This is a genomic window from Tolypothrix tenuis PCC 7101 (assembly GCF_963874875.1).
GTDB lineage: Bacteria > Cyanobacteriota > Cyanobacteriia > Cyanobacteriales > Nostocaceae > Aulosira > Aulosira tenue.
In genome coordinates, this window is record NZ_CAWNJS010000001.1 from 3,266,734 (window position 1) to 3,284,967 (window position 18,234).

General features: G+C 40.3%; 17 protein-coding genes and 1 pseudogene. 9 read left to right on the top strand and 9 right to left on the bottom strand.

Annotation, left to right across the window (positions count from 1 at the left end):
- Positions 1–307: 307 nt before the first annotated feature.
- Positions 308–1,795 carry an amidohydrolase family protein gene (locus AACU25_RS13290; RefSeq protein WP_096576337.1) on the top strand — a complete coding sequence of 496 codons (1,488 nt, stop codon included), beginning with the start codon at positions 308–310 and terminating at the stop codon, positions 1,793–1,795.
- An 81-nt stretch (positions 1,796–1,876) separates the two neighbouring features.
- On the opposite strand, the pseudogene AACU25_RS36925 reads toward AACU25_RS13290, so the two are convergent.
- A pseudogene (locus AACU25_RS36925) lies at positions 1,877–2,937 on the bottom strand (ISAs1 family transposase); the annotation flags it as partial.
- Positions 2,938–3,267: 330 nt separating this feature from the next.
- Here AACU25_RS36925 and AACU25_RS13305 point away from each other — a divergent pair.
- Complete coding sequence (locus tag AACU25_RS13305) at positions 3,268–4,083, top strand: alpha/beta fold hydrolase (protein ID WP_096576339.1); 816 nt, start codon at positions 3,268–3,270, stop codon at positions 4,081–4,083.
- Positions 4,084–4,372: 289 nt separating this feature from the next.
- Here AACU25_RS13305 and AACU25_RS13310 read toward each other — a convergent pair whose 3' ends face one another.
- Positions 4,373–4,831, bottom strand: a complete 459-nt coding sequence (locus AACU25_RS13310) for an antibiotic biosynthesis monooxygenase family protein (protein WP_096576343.1) — start codon at positions 4,829–4,831, stop codon at positions 4,373–4,375.
- Positions 4,832–5,138: 307 nt separating this feature from the next.
- On the opposite strand from AACU25_RS13310, the gene AACU25_RS13315 reads away from it, so the two are divergent.
- On the top strand, positions 5,139–6,062 hold the full coding sequence (locus tag AACU25_RS13315) for a beta-keto acid cleavage family enzyme (protein WP_096576345.1): 924 nt from the start codon (positions 5,139–5,141) through the stop codon (positions 6,060–6,062).
- Positions 6,063–6,136: 74 nt separating this feature from the next.
- A complete protein-coding gene (locus tag AACU25_RS13320; RefSeq protein ID WP_096576347.1) occupies positions 6,137–6,958 on the top strand; it encodes an alpha/beta fold hydrolase in 822 nt (273 codons plus the stop codon).
- Position 6,959: 1 nt separating this feature from the next.
- Here the strand turns inward: AACU25_RS13320 and AACU25_RS13325 are convergent, their stop codons facing one another.
- The 6 genes from AACU25_RS13325 to AACU25_RS13350 form a co-directional block, all read right to left on the bottom strand.
- Positions 6,960–7,418, bottom strand: a complete 459-nt coding sequence (locus tag AACU25_RS13325; RefSeq protein WP_096576349.1) for a RidA family protein — start codon at positions 7,416–7,418, stop codon at positions 6,960–6,962.
- Between the two features lie 62 nt (positions 7,419–7,480).
- Positions 7,481–8,269, bottom strand: coding sequence for an HpcH/HpaI aldolase family protein (locus AACU25_RS13330; protein WP_096576351.1), 789 nt, complete (start codon positions 8,267–8,269; stop codon positions 7,481–7,483).
- Positions 8,270–8,805: 536 nt separating this feature from the next.
- Positions 8,806–10,194 carry a histidine--tRNA ligase gene (gene hisS, locus AACU25_RS13335; protein WP_096576353.1) on the bottom strand — a complete coding sequence of 463 codons (1,389 nt, stop codon included), beginning with the start codon at positions 10,192–10,194 and terminating at the stop codon, positions 8,806–8,808.
- Positions 10,195–10,423: 229 nt separating this feature from the next.
- Entirely contained in the window at positions 10,424–10,960 is a 537-nt protein-coding gene (locus AACU25_RS13340) for a L,D-transpeptidase (RefSeq protein WP_096576355.1), read from the bottom strand.
- A 760-nt stretch (positions 10,961–11,720) separates the two neighbouring features.
- Entirely contained in the window at positions 11,721–12,233 is a 513-nt protein-coding gene (locus AACU25_RS13345) for a L,D-transpeptidase (protein ID WP_096576357.1), read from the bottom strand.
- Between the two features lie 24 nt (positions 12,234–12,257).
- A complete protein-coding gene (locus AACU25_RS13350) occupies positions 12,258–12,920 on the bottom strand; it encodes a bifunctional 4-hydroxy-2-oxoglutarate aldolase/2-dehydro-3-deoxy-phosphogluconate aldolase (protein WP_096576359.1) in 663 nt (220 codons plus the stop codon).
- Between the two features lie 300 nt (positions 12,921–13,220).
- On the opposite strand from AACU25_RS13350, the gene AACU25_RS13355 reads away from it, so the two are divergent.
- The 3 genes from AACU25_RS13355 (at position 13,221) to AACU25_RS13365 (ending at position 15,016) form a co-directional block, all read left to right on the top strand.
- On the top strand, positions 13,221–13,520 hold the full coding sequence (locus AACU25_RS13355) for a hypothetical protein (RefSeq protein WP_096576361.1): 300 nt from the start codon (positions 13,221–13,223) through the stop codon (positions 13,518–13,520).
- A gap of 1 nt (position 13,521) precedes the next feature.
- Positions 13,522–14,322, top strand: coding sequence for a PhnD/SsuA/transferrin family substrate-binding protein (locus AACU25_RS13360; protein ID WP_096576363.1), 801 nt, complete (start codon positions 13,522–13,524; stop codon positions 14,320–14,322).
- Between the two features lie 244 nt (positions 14,323–14,566).
- Positions 14,567–15,016 (top strand): DUF6636 domain-containing protein, encoded by a 450-nt coding sequence (locus tag AACU25_RS13365; RefSeq protein WP_096576365.1) that lies wholly within the window; start codon positions 14,567–14,569, stop codon positions 15,014–15,016.
- A 139-nt stretch (positions 15,017–15,155) separates the two neighbouring features.
- On the opposite strand, the gene AACU25_RS13370 is transcribed toward AACU25_RS13365, so the two are convergent.
- Positions 15,156–17,435 carry an ATP-binding protein gene (locus AACU25_RS13370; RefSeq protein ID WP_096576367.1) on the bottom strand — a complete coding sequence of 760 codons (2,280 nt, stop codon included), beginning with the start codon at positions 17,433–17,435 and terminating at the stop codon, positions 15,156–15,158.
- 180 nt (positions 17,436–17,615) lie between these two features.
- On the opposite strand from AACU25_RS13370, the gene AACU25_RS13375 reads away from it, so the two are divergent.
- Together AACU25_RS13375 and AACU25_RS13380 are read left to right on the top strand one after the other, a co-directional pair.
- Positions 17,616–17,858 carry a DUF433 domain-containing protein gene (locus tag AACU25_RS13375; RefSeq protein WP_096576369.1) on the top strand — a complete coding sequence of 81 codons (243 nt, stop codon included), beginning with the start codon at positions 17,616–17,618 and terminating at the stop codon, positions 17,856–17,858.
- Positions 17,842–18,216, top strand: a complete 375-nt coding sequence (locus AACU25_RS13380; protein WP_096576371.1) for a DUF5615 family PIN-like protein — start codon at positions 17,842–17,844, stop codon at positions 18,214–18,216. Before AACU25_RS13375 ends, AACU25_RS13380 begins: the two co-directional genes overlap by 17 nt.
- The last annotated feature ends 18 nt before the right edge of the window (positions 18,217–18,234 follow it).

Consider the following 18,234-nt stretch of genomic DNA (forward strand, 5'->3'; position numbering starts at 1 on the left):
TAACTCTTTGATAACTTCTCAGTTAAGTTTGCCCATCAAACCAGTACTAATCACAGCAAGTAACTAAATTTACAGAGAGATTTCTCTACTTAGCTTATTTTCACGGGTCTGAAGTCCTGACGAAAAATGATTCCTAAATTTTTACATTGCTTAACAAAGGTTGATGTATTCCCATTAATTTATTAATAAAACAGTGTTATAGAACTTAAATTGTAGAATAATTGAATGCAATAACATCCTCTGTATTGATATCAACTTTGAACATTAAAACTTTGGGTACTGTACTAATTTAAATTTGAGGTCTACTGTGTCTGAAGCTTTATTATTAGATTTAATTATCAAAAATGTGTGGGTAGTTCGTCCTCATAATGATACTGTCGAACTACTAGATTTAGGAATTAAAGATGGTAAATTTGTCGAGATTGCACCAAATATTAGTCCAGATAAAAGCCAACAAGTATTTGATGCCCAAAATTTACTAGGATTTCCTGGGGTTGTAGATGCCCATATGCACATTGGGATCTATCAACCTCTAGAACAAGATGCTGTAACAGAGAGTAAAGCTGCGGCAATGGGTGGCGTAACTACTAGCCTAAATTACATTCGCACAGGGCAGTATTATCTCAATAAAGGTGGCTCTTACAAAGATTTTTTTCCAGAAGTATTGGCATTATCCGCAGGTAATTTTTTTGTTGATTACAGTTATCACATTGCACCAATAGCTCAACAGCATATCGAAGAAATCCCGCTATTATATGAAGAATATGGAGTATCTTCGTTTAAAATATTCATGTTTTATGGCGGTTATGGTTTGCATGGTTTATCAGACCAGCAAAATCTCTTCTTAATGATTAATAAAGAGGAACGCTATGACTTCGCCCATTTTGAATTTATTATGCGCGGTCTCACTCGCTTAATGGAAGCACATCCAGCAGCGCGAGATAGTATTAGTTTAAGTTTGCATTGTGAAGTTGCAGAAATTCTCAATGCCTATACCAAAATAGTTGAAAATGATTCTAGCTTGAGTGGATTGAAAGCTTACAGTGCAGCCCGTCCGCCGCATTCCGAAGGTTTAGCAATTTGCATGGCTTCATATTTAGCACATGAAACAAACTGTGCAAATATCAATTTATTACATCTCAGTTCCCGTAAAGCAATGGAAGCAGCTTTAACTATGCAAACTGCTTTTCCTCATATTAATTTTCGGCGCGAAGTTACTGTAGGACATTTACTATTAGATGTTGATACTCCTAATGGGACTTGGGCAAAAGTTAACCCGCCAATTCGTCCCCGTGCTGATGTCGAATACTTATGGCAAGCAGTACTAAATCATCAAGTAGATTGGATAGTTAGCGATCATGCTTGCTGTTCTGCTGAACAAAAACGCAGTGCGAAAGACCCAAATAATATTTGGTTAGCTAAATCTGGTTTTGGCGGTACAGAATATTTACTTTCTGGTGTTGTCAGTGAAGGTAGTAAGCGAGGAATGTCTTACAATCACATGGCTAAGTTGCTATCTTGGAACCCATCAAGGCGTTTTGGCTTGTTAGAAAAAGGGGATATTGCTATTGGTTATGATGCTGATTTAGTATTAGTAAATCCTAATGAAACTTTTGTGGTACGTGCGGCTGAGTCGGAGTCACAACAAGGTTATACACCTTTTGAAGGCGCAGAGTTAACTGGTAAGGTTAAGAGTACCTTTTTACGAGGAAATTTGATTTACAACAATGGTCAAGTTTTAGGTTCGCCTACTGGACGTTATTTAAAACGTGCCCATAGCGGCTTAAATGCTTAGAGGTTGTTTGAAAAGTTTTTCCCTGTGATTTTAATTGCACTGTTACCCCCCTTAATCCCCCCTTGTCAAGGCAGGGCTGTTTCATTCCACAAGATGAAGGAGTTTGTCAATATCATGAGAGAGAAATCTGTGAGCAATTGTGATGGAATGATAACCATTGCGACGAAGAATATTGAGTGCGATCGCTCTGATAATGGAAAGATTAGCAGGAGCGTTGCCAAGACGGATTGTAGAACAATCCTCTTTGAAAACAACGTCTTTCACCCAGTGAAGGCAGTTTTCGATACCCCAATGACCACGAATACCGAGAGCAAATTCCTTGGCGCTGGCGATCAGACTGCTAATATAACAAACAATTTCATGATATTTCTTACCCTTTCTCGTACCAATTCTTTCGACCCTGACTAAAGATTTTATTCCAGTCCATAACGGGTCAATTCCATTGATATCATGAAAGACTTCTACAGTACGTGTTGTACATCTATCTCTAGTTTTTTCGGTCTCAACTATACGAGAAGTAGGTTTTTTTGTAGCAGCAATACGTTGAATATGACTATGTAGTTTGGGCTGATTATCTTTAACAGCAATGACATAATCATTACCGCCCTCGATAATTATTTGACAAGTTTTTTTTGACAATGTAAGGAATCAAAGCTCAAGACCACACCTTCTAGACCCAATGCTGTGACTAACTCTTGTACAACTTGAATTTCGCTTTTATGCTGGTTCTCAAATTTCTCCATCCCGATAACCAGCCCTTTTTTTCCAGCAAATACTGATACTATGCTCACAAAATTCTGATGAGATGAACTATAGTTTTGTACTGTACCCTTAATACTTTTGCCGTCTATAGCACACCATTGTGATACCTCTAAATCCACATAATTTTTTGCCCATTCATTAAATTTATGAGCCAGTTTATCGAAATCCACTCCCATGACTATACGTCGGATTGTTGAATATGAGGGAACCCCATGTTTTTGAATGCCAAATTTATTTATTAATACTCGACTATGCCTTTTGACGAAATCCCCCCATCCCCGATATCCCACGTATCCATTCATTGTTCCCATTATGACAAATAGCAACACCAGCCACAGTGGATGTCTTCGTCCATCAGTCGTTCTAAAATCTTCCACTTGCTTTAATTGTTCAATCAGATCTGCACCCATATTTTTTCCCCTCAACACTTGCTATTTTACGTGTTTTAGGGAATGAAACAGCCCTGCCTTGTCAAGGGGGGAGACCGGAAAATCCAGTTCCCTCACGCCACTTGCTACAACGGGGAGGCAGCCGCGTGGGCGGGTTTCCCGACTTGAGCGGACTGCCGTGGGAACCCCCGCAACGCAGTGGCTCCCCTTTCTAAGGGGAGGGCTAGGGTGGGGTAAAAAATATTTTATACACTACTACAGACTTTTCAAACATCCTCTTAATTGTATCGTCCTGAATTGGTAATCTAGGGAGTATAAAAAATGAGCCAACGTATCAAAAGAGCCTTTTTAGATACAGAAGATGGACAAATTCTTTACCGTATCGGTGGCGAAGGTGAAGCGATACTTTTACTGCACATGACTCCCCGCAGTAGTGATGAATTTAAAGAATTGATGCCGAGTTTGGCAGCTACGAACTTAGTCATTGCAATGGATTTAATGGGGTTAGGTGATTCTGACAAACCGCCCAGAGTTTATGCAGTTGCAGACTATGCCAAAAATGCGATCGCACTTTTGGACGAGTTAGGTATAAAAAAAGCCAGCATTTTCGGTAGTCTGACAGGAGGTTATATTGCTGGAGAAGTTGCAGCCGCCTATCCAGAAAGAGTGGAAAAACTCATTCTCTGTAATGTAGTTGGATTTGATGCAGCAGAACAAAACAACATTCTCCAGCGATATTCTCAGGGATATCAAGTGCAAGAAGATGGCTCTCATTTGATGGCAAGATGGCTATCTCGTGTTAATTATGTTGGCACAGGAGAGTTAAATCACCGTTGTGTTTTAGATGATTTAAAATCTTTCGATTCTACTATATATCCTGGTGTTGCAGTAGCAAATTATTGTCTTTCGGCTCCAGAAAGATTTCGTTTAATTAACTGTCCCACTTTGATTATGTCGGGAAATAAGGCATTAGAACCATTAGAAAAAGCTGGTTTAGCCAAAGCAGAAAATCAATCTTGGCTCAAGGAAGTAATTTCTCATAGTCAAAGTGTCGAATTAGAAGGCGGAAACCTGTGGATGGTAAATCAAATGTCAACAGAAATATTAAAATGGGTAGTCGATTTTCTGCAAAATTAATCATCGGCTAATCAAGATCCGTCTTACCCCACCCCAGTATTGTCTACAGCCAGAATATCCAATAAACATCCCCGCCCTGCTTGCGGGGCTACGGTGTACACACAAGTTGCTTCATCAGCATTGCTAATGTAACGGTTGACATTGTTAATGTATCGGTTGACATTGTTAATGTAACGGCTGACATTGTTAATGTAACGGCTGACATTGTTAATGTAACGGCTGACATTGTTAATGTATCGGTTGACATTGTTAATGCAACGACTGACATTGCTAATGTAACGACCTAAAATTATTTGCGATCGTCGATCATGACATCAAAGTGTTTAACTGTGGTTTCAGGGTTGATGAGATATTCATTATCTCTTGGAAGAGGTCTGACTTTTTCAATGTCGTTACCAGCAAACTTACGAATTGCATCTCGTGATTCCCAGTAAGAAATCACCGTAAATTCTGTATTATTGCCATTATTGCGGCGCAGGACTTGCGTCCCCAAATTACCAGGAATTGACTCGATTTTTTTTATTCCTGCTTCTACCAAATAAGTATAGTATTCATCTGCTTTCGATGTCGGAGTTGTACCATGCCAAATACGTGCAACGACTTTTTTGGATTGGGTATTAGCAGAATTATTTGGTACGGGTTCAGCTGATACTGCAATGGTTTCAATCTGTGTAAAAACAGCAAGTGGTACAATAACGGAAATCACCAATCCCCAAAGAATACTCAAAAAATTACTTGGTATTGTCATTAGGCATCTCCAAGTGTATCTGAAAATACTGTATATCTCTATAATAAATTTCTAATCAACTCGGATACTAAACCAGCAGCCATCATCCATCAAAGAAAGATTTAGTTTTATTAAGTACCCTATGGCACTCTTGGAACTTGCAATCAAATTTCCGAATACGTATTAAAAGTAGTTGATTTTTGGGAAAATCAGTCAGTAATTGTGCAAAATTAATTAAGCATTTTTGCATAGAGGGAGAGCAGAGAACCAAAATATAACTGTCAATTAAATATATAAATAAATTTGCCTACCTACTGAAAGGAAGACGATGAACAACGAATTACCATTGATTATCGAGTGTCGTTGTAACGAAATCACCAATCGCGAGGACAATCCTGCTTTACCTTACTCTCCAAAAGAGATCATCCGCGAAGCAGTTCGTGCTTGGGAAGCAGGGGCTTCAATTTTTCATTGGCACGGACGAGATCCAGAGAGTGGGACACCACGTAACGATGTTGAACTTTATCTCGAAGTGATACAGGGAATTCGTGAACAGACGGATCTCATCATCCATCCGACCCTGGGCTACATTACACAGAATCAGGTAGAGGATCGCGTCCGGCACATCTTGGCAGTGAATGATGATCCAGTGCTGCGGGTTGACATGGCACCCGTGGATTTTGGATCGCTCAACGTAGACTTCTGGAATCCCCAGGCAAAACAGTTCACCACCTACGATCAGGTATATGTTAATACTCGTGAAAACCTCAAGGCGGTGCTGGAAGTATTCAAAAAACACAATATCTATGTGAGTTCAGTTTGTTGGGACGTAGGGCAAATGCGAACAGCACGTTGCTTTCAGGAAATGGGACTGCTGCCCAAAGAAACGCTGTGGGAGTTTGTCTTTACTGGGGAAGTAATGCCGGCTGGCGCTGCGGTGACTTTACCGGGTTTGCAGGCTTTTATAGCTGAGGTGCCTGCGGGTAACCAGTGGTTGGTACTTTGTTGGAATGGAGATGTGATGAGGGTAGCATCCTGGGCAATTACCCTTGGGGGACACGTTGCAATTGGGCTGGGAGATTATGCTTACACTCGCTTTGGCAAGCCGCACCACGGTGAATTAGTCGAGATGGTTGCGAAGATGGCGCATACACTCGGTCGGGAAGTGGCAACGCCAGCACAGGCGCGTGAGATTCTCAAGATGCCGCCGCGACCTGCTGTTACAGAAAAGCTACAGGCAACTGTTAACTAATACCAGTTCTTTTAATATACAAGGGTGGGCGATGCCCACCTAAAAAGAAATTTAACTGCGATCGCTCAAAAATCATGACACAAAAGATTAAACGAGCTTTTTTAGATACTGAAGACGGACAGATTCTTTATCGCATTGGTGGCGAAGGTGAACCCATTCTGCTACTGCACATGAATCCCCGTAGTAGTGATGAATATCGCGAACTGATGCCACTCCTGGCTGAACATAGACGAGTCATCGCAATGGATTTGATGGGCTTTGGTGATTCGGATAAGCCACCCAGAATGTATACAATCGCTGACTATGCGAAAACAGCGATCGCACTTTTAGATGAATTAGGTATAGAAAAAACCAGCATTATGGGAAACCATACTGGCGCTTTTGTTTCTGGAGAAATAGCTGCGAGTTATAGCGATCGCGTTGACAAATTAATCTTAGGTAACGTAGCTGGTTTTGGTGAAGGAGGACAAGCAGAGCTATTTAGGCTGTATGAGGAAGGTTTTAAAATCAAAGAAGATGGCTCTCACCTGATGAAAAGATGGTTAGCCCGTTCTCGATATGTCGGCTCTGCTGAATTAAATCACCGTTGGGTTTTAGACGATTTAAAATGTTTTGGTCATCCTTTATATGCAGTTTGGGCTGTAGGCAATTACTGTCTGGATGCGCCAGAAAGATTTCGTGCCATCAAGTGTCCAACTTTGATTATCTGGGGAATGGATGATGTCAAAGAATTTGAAAAACTGAGTTTAGCAAAAGCAGGCGATCGCTATTTTCTGTCTCAAGCAATTCCTCATGGCAAAGTCGTAGAATTTGAACAAGGCACAATTTGTATGATGAATCAAATAGCAGAAGAAGTAGCGCAGGTATTAATCCCATTTCTCAATGATTCGGAATAGTTCAAACATCCTCTAAAACTGCTGTACACTTAATTTCTACAATTAGTCCTGGTGTAGATAAAGCACTGATGCCAAATCCTGTCCAAGTAGGAAAGTTATTAGTGAAATAGCGGTCTTTTACTTGCATAAACAGTGGCAGGTGGGGAATGGTAAACCGCTGTTCTGAAGCATCTGCAGGCGGAACTTGCAAATTACCGAGATTAACTCCTGTCACATGGTAAGTAATCATCTCTACCACATCATCAAAAGTCGCTCCTGCTGCTGTCAGTACTTTTTTCACATTCTCAAAAGTCTGGACAAATTGGGCTTCTACTCCCTCTACTACCTGTAAATTTTCATCGCGTCCCACTTGTCCTGAAATATATAAAGTATTGCCTACCTTAATGCCTGGACAGTAGTGATACTTTTCATATAAAATTTCCATGCCTTTGGGAATAATGACTTCACGAGTCTTTGCCATGTAAGTAGCTCCAAACTTTTTAAACTAAAAATCAGCCTCGTTTCACTTGAGAACGGCAGTTTTTAACCTCTCATACCAGTGACAACCGAACGCGCCGCATCGGACAGCATCCAGCCATCAGCAGCAGGTGTCACAAAATCATAGCCTTTAGCGAACAGTGCGCGACCCCCGGCAGCATTGAGACTGATGCCCCCAAGCCAACAATCGGAAGTGGAGCGGATTATCGCTTCAGCTTCCGCCATCAGCCTATTAAGTTCTGAATTATCTCCAAGCTTGGTCAGTGCAGGAAAATCATCCGCGATGTCTGCTGTCAAATCGCCTGGCCCTAAAAATACCATATCGATCCCGTCAACTGCGGCAATTTCCTTAACATTCTCAAAACCCCGACGAGTTTCGACGATAACGGCTATAAATAGGTTCTCTCGATAATTGGCAGGATAATCTGGCGCTGCCAAACCCCAGTTGGCTGCTCGGCTCTCCAGATAACCAATACCTCGGTGTCCGCCATGAGGTCGATAGCGAGTCGCGGCAACAATTGCTTGCGCTTCATCTGCTGATTCTACCGTCGGTACAAGTATACCTTCCACACCCATGTCCAAGGCTCGCTTGATATAGACTGGATCGTGTGAAGGTACACGCAAAATACAGGTAACATCTGTTGCCTGGGCGGCGCGGAGTTGCTCTACTAAGACGCTCATGTCCATAGCACCATGTTCATGGTCGATGATAAAGGCATCGAAACCACACATAGAAAGCAGTTCGATTGAGTCAGCATCTGAGAAGAAAATCCAGCAACCGATTGGTTGAGAATCGGTTTGGAGCATTTTCTTCAGTCTATTAGGTCTGAACATAATTTCGTTATCCGAGACATTACTTCTAACGCATCAATACCACCCAATCTCATTCATGAAAAACCAGAACTGGTATTTCTTCTAGGATGGAAGTCACGCTGCCAAGCCTTTTATTTACAGCATTTGAGCAATACTTACCTAAAAATCAGGATACTAGTACCGCAAGGCGGAATTCAAAATTCAAAATTCAAAATTCAAAATTCAAAATTCAAAATTCAAAATTCAAAATGAATACGCCGTAAGGGTTTCGTTGATTTGGAATGGGTGGTTTATTTCCGCTGAACTGTACTGGTCAGTAATTCTTCGCTGGCTAAAAATTAAACAATTATGTAGATAATCGCATTACTGAGTAACAATTCGAGGATGCGATCGCTTTTTTTATTTTTATGTAAGCAAAGTTAAAATTTGATAATTTAGTGTCAAATATTGAGCATAACCAAAGATAAAAAGTTAACTATCTTTTAAAAAACTTATTAAATTAATTGTTGTTTATTGGGAAAAAGACTTTTTCTACTTTTCTTTTCCCAATTAAATCACTACTGAAGTCTGCGTTTCACTTCTGCAGCTAAATCTGCTAACGCTACTTCTATTTGCTCACCTGTTTGCAAATCTTTTAGCGATGATTTTTGTGCTGCTGCTTCGTCAGCGCCAATAATTACACAAAATCTAATTCCTTGCTTGTCTGCTGCTTGGAATTGTTTACCTAAAGGGCGTTTTTCAAAGTTTGTAACTACGTTAATTCCTGCTTGACGTAACTGTTGTGAAACTTGCAAATAAGTCGGCATTAAATCTTCTTGCAAATTTACTACTACTAATTGCGCTGGTGTCGCAGGTAGAGTCTTTAGAATATCGGCTTTTAGTAAACGGCTAATTAAGCGAGTTAAGCCGATAGAAATGCCGACACCAGGCATTTTTTCACCGATAAACATTCCTACTAATTCTTCATATCTGCCACCAGAACAGATACTACCTAAAGCTTCATGTCCGATGAGAGTTGTTTCGTAAACTGTGCCAGTATAGTAATTTAAACCGCGAGCAATAGATAAATCAATACAGAAACGTTTTTCGGGAACACCTAAATTCCTTACTCCCGCAATTACTGTTTCGATTTCATTCACACCTAGACTTAATTGCTCGGCATCGGGAAGATTTTGTGAAAGGTGCTTGAGTTTATCTAATACCTCATCTACACTACCTTTAATGTTAATAAATTCAATAATTTTTTGGGTTTGCTCTGGTGAAATGCCTTCTTTATCTAATTGTTGTTTGACTTTGGCTTCACCAATTTTCTCTAAGTCATCAATAATGCTAATACAAGTTTTAATTTGATTTTCAGCTATTCCTAAAGATTGAAAAAATCCTGTAAGAATTTTACGATTATTTATCCGAATGACAAAATCACCAATGTTGATGGCTTCAAATATCTCGGTAATAATTGCAGGCATCTGAGCATCATAAAGCAAGCTGAGTTGACTGCGAGCCACCACATCAATATCACATTGGCGAAATTGGCGGAACCGTCCATCTTTGGCGCGTTCACCCCGAAACACAACATCCATTTGGTAGCGTGCAAAGGGAAAGGTTAATTCGTTGAGGTGGCGGGCAATGTATGCTGCTAGTGGAACTGTTTGATCGAATTTTAAAGCCCTAGCTTCAGAACCAGTTTCGCCTGCTTTGTCTCTTTCTGCTTGACGGTTTGGTGGCAGGATGGGGTCGATACCATAAATAATGTTATCACCCTGATTACCTTTTGCCTGTAGCACTTCTAAGCGTTCTACAGCCGGGGTTTCGATGGGCGTGAACCCGTAACTTTCAAAAACTCTGCGGATGATATCTAGTAAATATACTTCCAGGCGTTTTTCGCTAGGAAGAAACTCCGGAAACCCGCTAGGGGTAGAAAAATTAATTCTGTCACCTTTTGCCATAACCTTACACTGCCAGTTTTAGACTTGAGATTCTGCGAAAAGTTGCGTGCGGTGAACCACTTGCGGTGGACGGGTTTCCCGGCATAAGCAAAGTGGTGAATCCGTTCGCTGAAAGCGTTCCCGCAGGGTAGGAGGGTTCCCCCCGTTGAGCAAACTTTTCAAGACAGATTTTAGATGAGAATGAGCTACGCCGCATATAAACTGCGATCGCTCCTTTGTCGATGACTATCTATTTATGTACTACTACTAAAGTCCCAACTTTTGCCCAGTTGTACAATTGACGCGCCTGCTTAACTCGCAAATTTACACAACCGTGGCTAACTGGAGTCCCGAAATTGTTATGCCAGTAAGCGCCATGAATAGCATAGCCCTCATAGAAATACATAGCATAAGGGACATCAGGAATGTCGTAGTCTTCGCCCTGCATTCGGTTAAAGCGATACTTAGAATTAATTGTAAACTTACCTTTGGGTGTGGGGGTTGCGCGTTTACCTGTAGAAATACGGAATGAGTAAACTAAATTTTTACCTTCCCAAGCCAATAAGCGTTGCTCGGATAAGTCAATTTCAATCCTACGGGTGGGGGATTTTGGTTGAGGTTGAGATACTTTTTGCTGATTATCTATTGCAGCAGCGCTGGCTTGAGCAAATTTGGAGTCAATATTAACCGGTGACGACCAAGATAATAAAGTTGCCAATATCAACAATAAACTTGTACAGCAATTACTTGAACGATTTAACCCACTCATGCGAATTTTGGTTTGCATAAAGTTTCACCTTCTCTTCGTCTGCTAAATTTTGCTTCTTTAACCTTGAATCTTTCCGCATTTCTGGCACAATGTCCTTTTGGCAGAGATATATTGATTTTGTATAGACCGATCAGAAGATTAAATATTGGTTAAAACGATAATTTCCTAATTGCTGATTTGATTCATCAGTCGGAAATTTTATTTTTATAGAAAGAATTAATGAGTGACATATCATATTTGAATTAATTCATATATAGATATATCATGCAGATAATTTCACTACGGATAGAAAAATAGTTATTAAATCTGTTCGCTGGCTACAAATACTAATCTTGTTTAGCATCTTAATTAAGCGCTTCTCAACGCATAGTATAGCTAAACTCAATTAAATATTAATTAAGAAAATACGCAATATATGCTCAGGGTATTGCTACACAAAATAATTGTATTTGTGCAGTTTCTAATCACTCTAAATTATGAAATTAAAAAGTATATTTTTTTAGGTTGGGATAATAGACTTTAAACACAAGCGATTTTAGGAAAATCGACACTACTATATATTGCATTTCCACCCTGATTATTAATAGTGCTTGCTCTAAGATGTAATACAGGATTGTTTTAGATTTACATCCTGCTTTAGGAATGAGTTTATCAGTCTTATCCTCTATATTTTACTTCAATGTCACGTGTTTCTATTCCAGAGATTCCCAGGGAATTTTGATATGAAAATCTCTTCAGAATATTGTTTGAGGCTGGTGTTTAATTGCAATGAAACTCGCTATTTATGAATAAATACGGGAGTTCCTACTGATGCCCAATTAAATAACCACTTAGCATGATTTGGCGCAACATTTATACAGCCGTGGCTAACTGGCGTGCCGAACTTATTATGCCAATAAGCACCGTGAATCCCGTAACTACCTTGATAATACATGGTATAAGGTACATCTGGAACATCGTAATTTCTACCACGCATCCTCGTAGATTTGTGTTTGGATTGAATTTTAAACGAGCCAATACGAGTAGGTGTAGACTTTTTACCCGTAGAAATCACGATCGCATAAATAGGTGTTTTACCTTCCCAAGCTATTAGCCGTTGCTTAGAAAGATTAATTTGAATCCAGCGTTGATCTGATTGTTTTAGTGTCTCGATTGTTTGCGTAACGGTATCATCTTTGGCTTTGGGGGTAACTTCACAAATTCCAGGATTTGCCACAATCAAACTGAGTGCTACACCAGTCATAAATATGGGTAAGCGGTGTATCCATCGATGATGATTTTTATTTTTCATCGTAAATATACTTAATTATGGTGTTTAGGGAAAATTATCTGCTTCTACCCTAAAGTACCCTAATTGCTGTATTAATCTTTGCATCTGCTGACAAATTACTGACCAATTATTTTGTGTAACTAAATGTTGGGGGAATAATTGACTACTTAAACCAACAGCGATCGCACCTGCTTGTAAAAATTCTTTGGCGTTGTCTAAAGTCACTCCGCCAGTAGGAATGAGGGGAATTGCTCCAAGAGGCCCTTGCAGGCTTTTAATATAACTCGCGCCTCCTACCGCATCTACTGGGAAAACTTTTACACAACTAGCACCATGATTCCAAGCGGTAACAATTTCTGTAGGTGACAAAGCCCCGGGAATAATCGGTATATTTTGCTCTAAAGCAGCTTGAATCATTGCTATATCTACATGAGGCGCAAAAAGAAACTCTGCACCACAGGCGATCGCTTGTTGTAACTGCTGGACGTTAAATAGCGTACCAGTACCAATTGTACAGTTGGGTAATTCTGCACGAAGTTGGCTAATTAATTGCCCAGCGCGATCGCTATTCCAAGTAATCTCAATCAGTTGCATTCCCCCAGATGCAGCTGTCAAAGCCATTTGCCTTGCTAATTCCATCTTTGACGCACGAATAACTGCGATCGCGCGGTGTTGTCGCAATTTTGATAACCAAGCTTTATTTGTCATTTGTCATTTGTTATTTGTCATTGGGTAATTGGTAATGGGTAATGGGTAATTGGTAATTGGTAATTGGTAATTGGTAATTGGTAATTGGTAATTGGGTGTTTGTTATTCATTATTTCTCCCCCTGCTCCCTGCTCTCTGCCCCCTGCCTCATTTCCTCTGCAACTACAAACATCAATGGCTAACGCCTAGCTTGCTTCTTCAACCAAGCTATGGCATATTTTTATAAAGTTCTTTATTCCTATCGATTTACCGTAGTTTTTAGATAGATGATTAATTTTAGTGTTTAGAGGAGTTATAAAAATGGCAATGTTGAGTAATAAGCCCTTGAGCATCTTAGAACAGCAAAACACAGCAAAGTCCGAGGAAATCATAATTCACGCTTCCCAGCATATCAATCAAGGTAGCTTGTGGAGTCTTGTAAGAATAGCTGGTGCAGCAGTACAAAAATTCTGGTGGCATAGTAAAGCATACGGAACGATTTTTAGCGTGATGCTGCTGACCTTGGTGAGTATGATTTTCTTGGGTTTTCATTGGTATTCCCGCAAGTTACTTTCAGGTTTCAACATTGCTCAAGAAACAGTAGAATCTACTAGTAAATAAGTTGAAAAAATTACAAGCTATTTCCTATTTAGCTCCCAATTGGTTTGGTTTCTACGAAGCAGTGTTGGCTTATTTAGATCGGGTTTTGGGAGCAGAAACGCAATTAAAGCAGGGTGAATGCGACCCTTTATTAGATCCTCTAATTTTAAAAGACCAACTAGACTTAGCTTTTATTTGTGGATTACCCCTGATTCGTTACTCTCAGATAGTGTTAGATCAGTTGCAGCCTGTAGTTGCACCAGTGATGCAAGCAGCGCGTTATCGCAACCGTCCGATTTACTTTTCAGATGTCATAGTCAATGCTGATAGCGATGTCATCAAGTTTGATGATTTAGCTGGTAAAACGGTGTGCTACAACGATCCAGGTTCTAACAGCGGCTATAATCTGCTGCGTCATCGCTTGTTACAGGGAAGATATCCCCAACCATTTTTTAGCAAAGCTATACAATCAGGTTCTCACCAAAATTCTATTCGCTGGGTAGCACTAGGAAAGGTAGATTGTGCGGCTATTGATAGTGTAGTCTTAGAACAAGAATTACAGGATTTTCCCGAGTTATATCAATACTTGCGCGTAGTCGAGGCACTCGGCCCCTGTCCCATGCCGCCTTTAGTTGCAGCCCAGCATTTGGGGAAATCTCTAATTCAGGAGATACAGTTAGCTTTGCTTGAGCCGGATGCTGAACTACAAATAGCAATGCAACGAGTAGGAGTCAAGCACTTTGCGGCAGTGGAGCTAGCAGATTATAACGCGATCGCTGATATCTACAATGCCGCTCTCAAGGCAGGCTATGAGTCTTTGTGAGATTTATGACACCACAATAAAATTTTCTTAATAATTTTTTAGTGCGTATATAGTACAATTGTATTGTATATTGTTCTCAAATCGCGTTCCAGAGTAAATCCCTCAGCACTCCACTGGGGGATTTTATTTGAGAATAGTTGCTTGATAGTTGCAGTTTGCTATTCATGGGAAGGAATCAAGCTCATAAGTTCCTCAACTTTTCTGTATAAATTAGTAATCTTCAGTCAATAAAATAATTGTTTTTATGTGGTTAAAAATTTTACGGTCACAGAAAATTTTGGTATCGTCGGTTTTTGTCATGATGGGAATTACCTCTGCAAGTTATGCTCAAACAGTTCCCGAAAGCTTTGTGACTCCTAGCGGTAATATCCGGTGCATAGTAGTAGGTGAAAACAAAGATGCCCTACGCTGCGAAATTAACAGTGGACTCAAGCCTATACCGCCTCAACCTTATCCTCATTATTGTGAATATGATTGGGGAGGAGGGTTTTTACTATCTGAGTCTGGTAAACCTGAAATTCTCTGTATCAGTGATACCTTTGAGGCTAATTACAAATTATCTTACGGTAGTAGTTGGAAACAAGCAGGTTTCAATTGTTTATCGCAGCGAACTGGGCTGACTTGTACTAATGCTAGCGGTAATGGTTTCTTTCTCAGTCGTGAACGCTGGAAAATTATCAGTGGCGATCAATGATATTAGCGATCGCATTGATGCTTTACGGATGCGTTAGCGATAGCGTAACGCATCCTACGTGAATTTCAAAAATCAAATATGAGTCCTATCGCAGATTGGAGTAAGTTATAGAATATTTTCGGGGCAAAGATGTGCGCTCCTACCTGTTTACTTCATTTAGCTGGCGGATAGGAATTTGAACCAAAATTTCTGTTCCTTTACCAGGAGTGGAAAAACACTCTAATTTACCGCCATGTTTTTCTGTAATTATTTGATAGCTGATTGACATTCCCATACCTGTGCCCTTACCGACAGGTTTTGTAGTGAAGAAAGGGTCAAAAATATGCTGAATGATGGCTTCTGTCATCCCTAAGCCATTGTCAGCGATCGCAATTTTTATCCAATCAGCATTGATGACTGCGGTGGAGATGGTAATTTGGCTAGGATTTGCTGGAATTTCCTGGGATGTGCGGTGAATGTTGGCTTCTTCTATTGCATCGATGGCGTTTGCCAGAATATTCATCAATACTTGATTGAGTTGCCCAGGATAACACTCGACTAGCGGTAAGATAGCATAATCGCGCGTGACTGCGATCGCCACAGTACCAGGTTCAGGTTGTAACCGATGATGCAAAATTAGCAATGTGCTTTCAATACCTTCATGGATATCAACCTCTTTGATTTCCGCTTCGTCTAAGCGGGAGAAGTTTCGCAGAGATTTGACAATTTCGCGGATGCGTTCAGTTCCCAATTTCATGGAGGTGAGTAACTTCAGCAAATCTTCGCTGACAAATTCTAAATCTATATCGGCAATTTTTTCTGCGATCGCTGATGTAGGGTTGGGATATTCACTTTGGTATAGTTGCACTAACTCTAGTAAACTCTCCGTATAATCATGGACAAAATCGACGTTACCATGAATAAAATTAACCGGATTATTGATTTCATGGGCAACTCCTGCAACCATTTGTCCTAAGCTGGACATTTTTTCGGATTGAATCATTCGTGCTTGGGTTTGTTGCAGTTCTTGGAGAGTATTTGTTAAATCCGCAGTCCGTTCCTCTACGCGATGTTCTAATTGTTCATTGGTTTGTGCTAAAGCCTGAAATGATTCTTGCAATTGCTGCGCCATGTAGTTGAAAGCACGAGCCAGAATATCTAATTCGCGGACATTTGAGGATGCAACATTTTGCTCCAATTTGCCATTGGCGATCGCCTCCGCTGCTTGACTTAGTCGTAAAATTGGTTGAGCAATCCGCCTAGAAGTAGAAATTGCAATAATTGTGGCAATTACCAAAGCCCCCAAACACAACAGCATAGTTGTACGATTGTGGGCATGAATTTGTGCCATAAAATCCGATTCGGGTACAGCCACAACCACTAGCCAGTCCAAACCGTATTTGTCTCGCCACGGCTTGATTTGAAGAAACTGTTTTTCTCCATTGAAAACAATATTAAACTCTTGCTGATTCTGGATTGCTTGCAGAGTATGAAACCGCTTTTGCAAGCCTTGTGCTACTTTACGAATCAGGCGATCGGGAATGTCAAAAACGCTGTATCTTTCTACCTGGTTATTCACCTTGTACAAAATGGGAAAATTACCAGAACTCCCAACCAACTTACCATTACGCTCAATAATAAACACCTGGCCTTCTGGGCTAACTTTGAGGTGGCGCAGAAAATCACTAATACTAGTTAATGCCAAATCGATACTTGTAACGCCCAGTAACTTGCGGTTGTTGTCATAGAATGGAGCCGCAGCCGAAACTGCAATGTAATAGTCCAGCCCATTATCTAAAGAATTATCCTGCTTTTGCAGTGCTTTTCCTGCCTCAGTAAATTGGGAATTACGAATTTCCGCCGCTTTAATCTTACTCCAGGTCAACTTGCCTGCGGTGACGGTATCTTGATACCAAGGCTCAGTTAACGGATTAAAATCATAGCTTTGTAAAAGTTTAGCGCGCCTACCTTGAGCGTCAGCAACATAGTCGGAAGCTTTACCGCTGCTCAAGTTTTCATAGAGTACTAAGTCAACTCCTTTAATCCAACGTCCTGCACCAGCCTCTCTTTTATCGATTAAACTATAGCCAACATAGCTGAGATGAGGAAAAGCTTTGGCTTGTCTCCAAAAATAATGTCCGCTAGCTATGGGATCGTTGAGATTTAATTCGCGGTTAGCGATCGCATCTACATTTATTTGGGTTAATTGAATTGGTAATGCCAAATACATATCTAGGCGATCATCAACCTGCTGTCCAGCTTTATCAATCAACTGTTCAGCCAGATTGTTCACAGCTTTTTGACTATTTTTAAATGAGAGATACCCAACTAATCCCACAGCCGCAAAAATTTGCAGTACAAAGGGCACAATGAGAATCAAGTTGAGTTGTATCCGGTTATTTGATTTGGGAAGGTGCTTGTTGGCAGAATTCAAGGACATGATTTGAGCAAGAGTCTGGCATCATATTGCAACAAAGGCTGGCCATATAGTGCCCAAATCCCTACGGAAAACACCGATAATAGCAAAGTGCGATCGCTATCTCAACAAACCTGTCACGTAGCCCACTTATGATAAATACAGTTGAGTAAATGAACGTTCTGAGAAATCAGAAATACTTTTATGAAATTAGACCGCATTACCAGTAATCCCAATCGCATGAATGGACAGCCATGCATTCGTAATCTTCGTCTCACAGTTCGTCGAGTAATTGAACTACTAGCAATTTACCCTGATCGGCAAGAATTACGCCAAGAGTTTCCAGAACTGGAAGATGAAGATATTCAACAAGCCTTAATTTTTACATCTTCCTATTTGGATGATCGCATCATTGATCTACCCATCAACTATGAAACTGTTGCTTGATCAGGGATTGCCATACTCTACAGCAGCTTTGTTACGTGAAGCAGGTATCGATACCATTCATGTAGGTGAAATTGATATGTCCGTAGCTGAAGATACAGAAATCCTTCAAAAAGCTAGAGAAGAAGGACGTGTTGTAGTTACAGTCGATGCAGATTTTCATACATTATTGGTAATTGATGAAGCAACTTCTCCCTCAGTTATTCGCATTAGGATTGAAAAGTTACGTGCTCATGCTTTAAAAGATTTGCTGCTAACAGTCATCGCTGAGTGTCAAGAAGATTTAGAACAGGGTTCAGCTATTACAGTTGAACCCAATCGCATTCGTATTCGTCGTTTACCCTTGTTACCTAATAGGTAAACTTTCTTTAAAAAGATA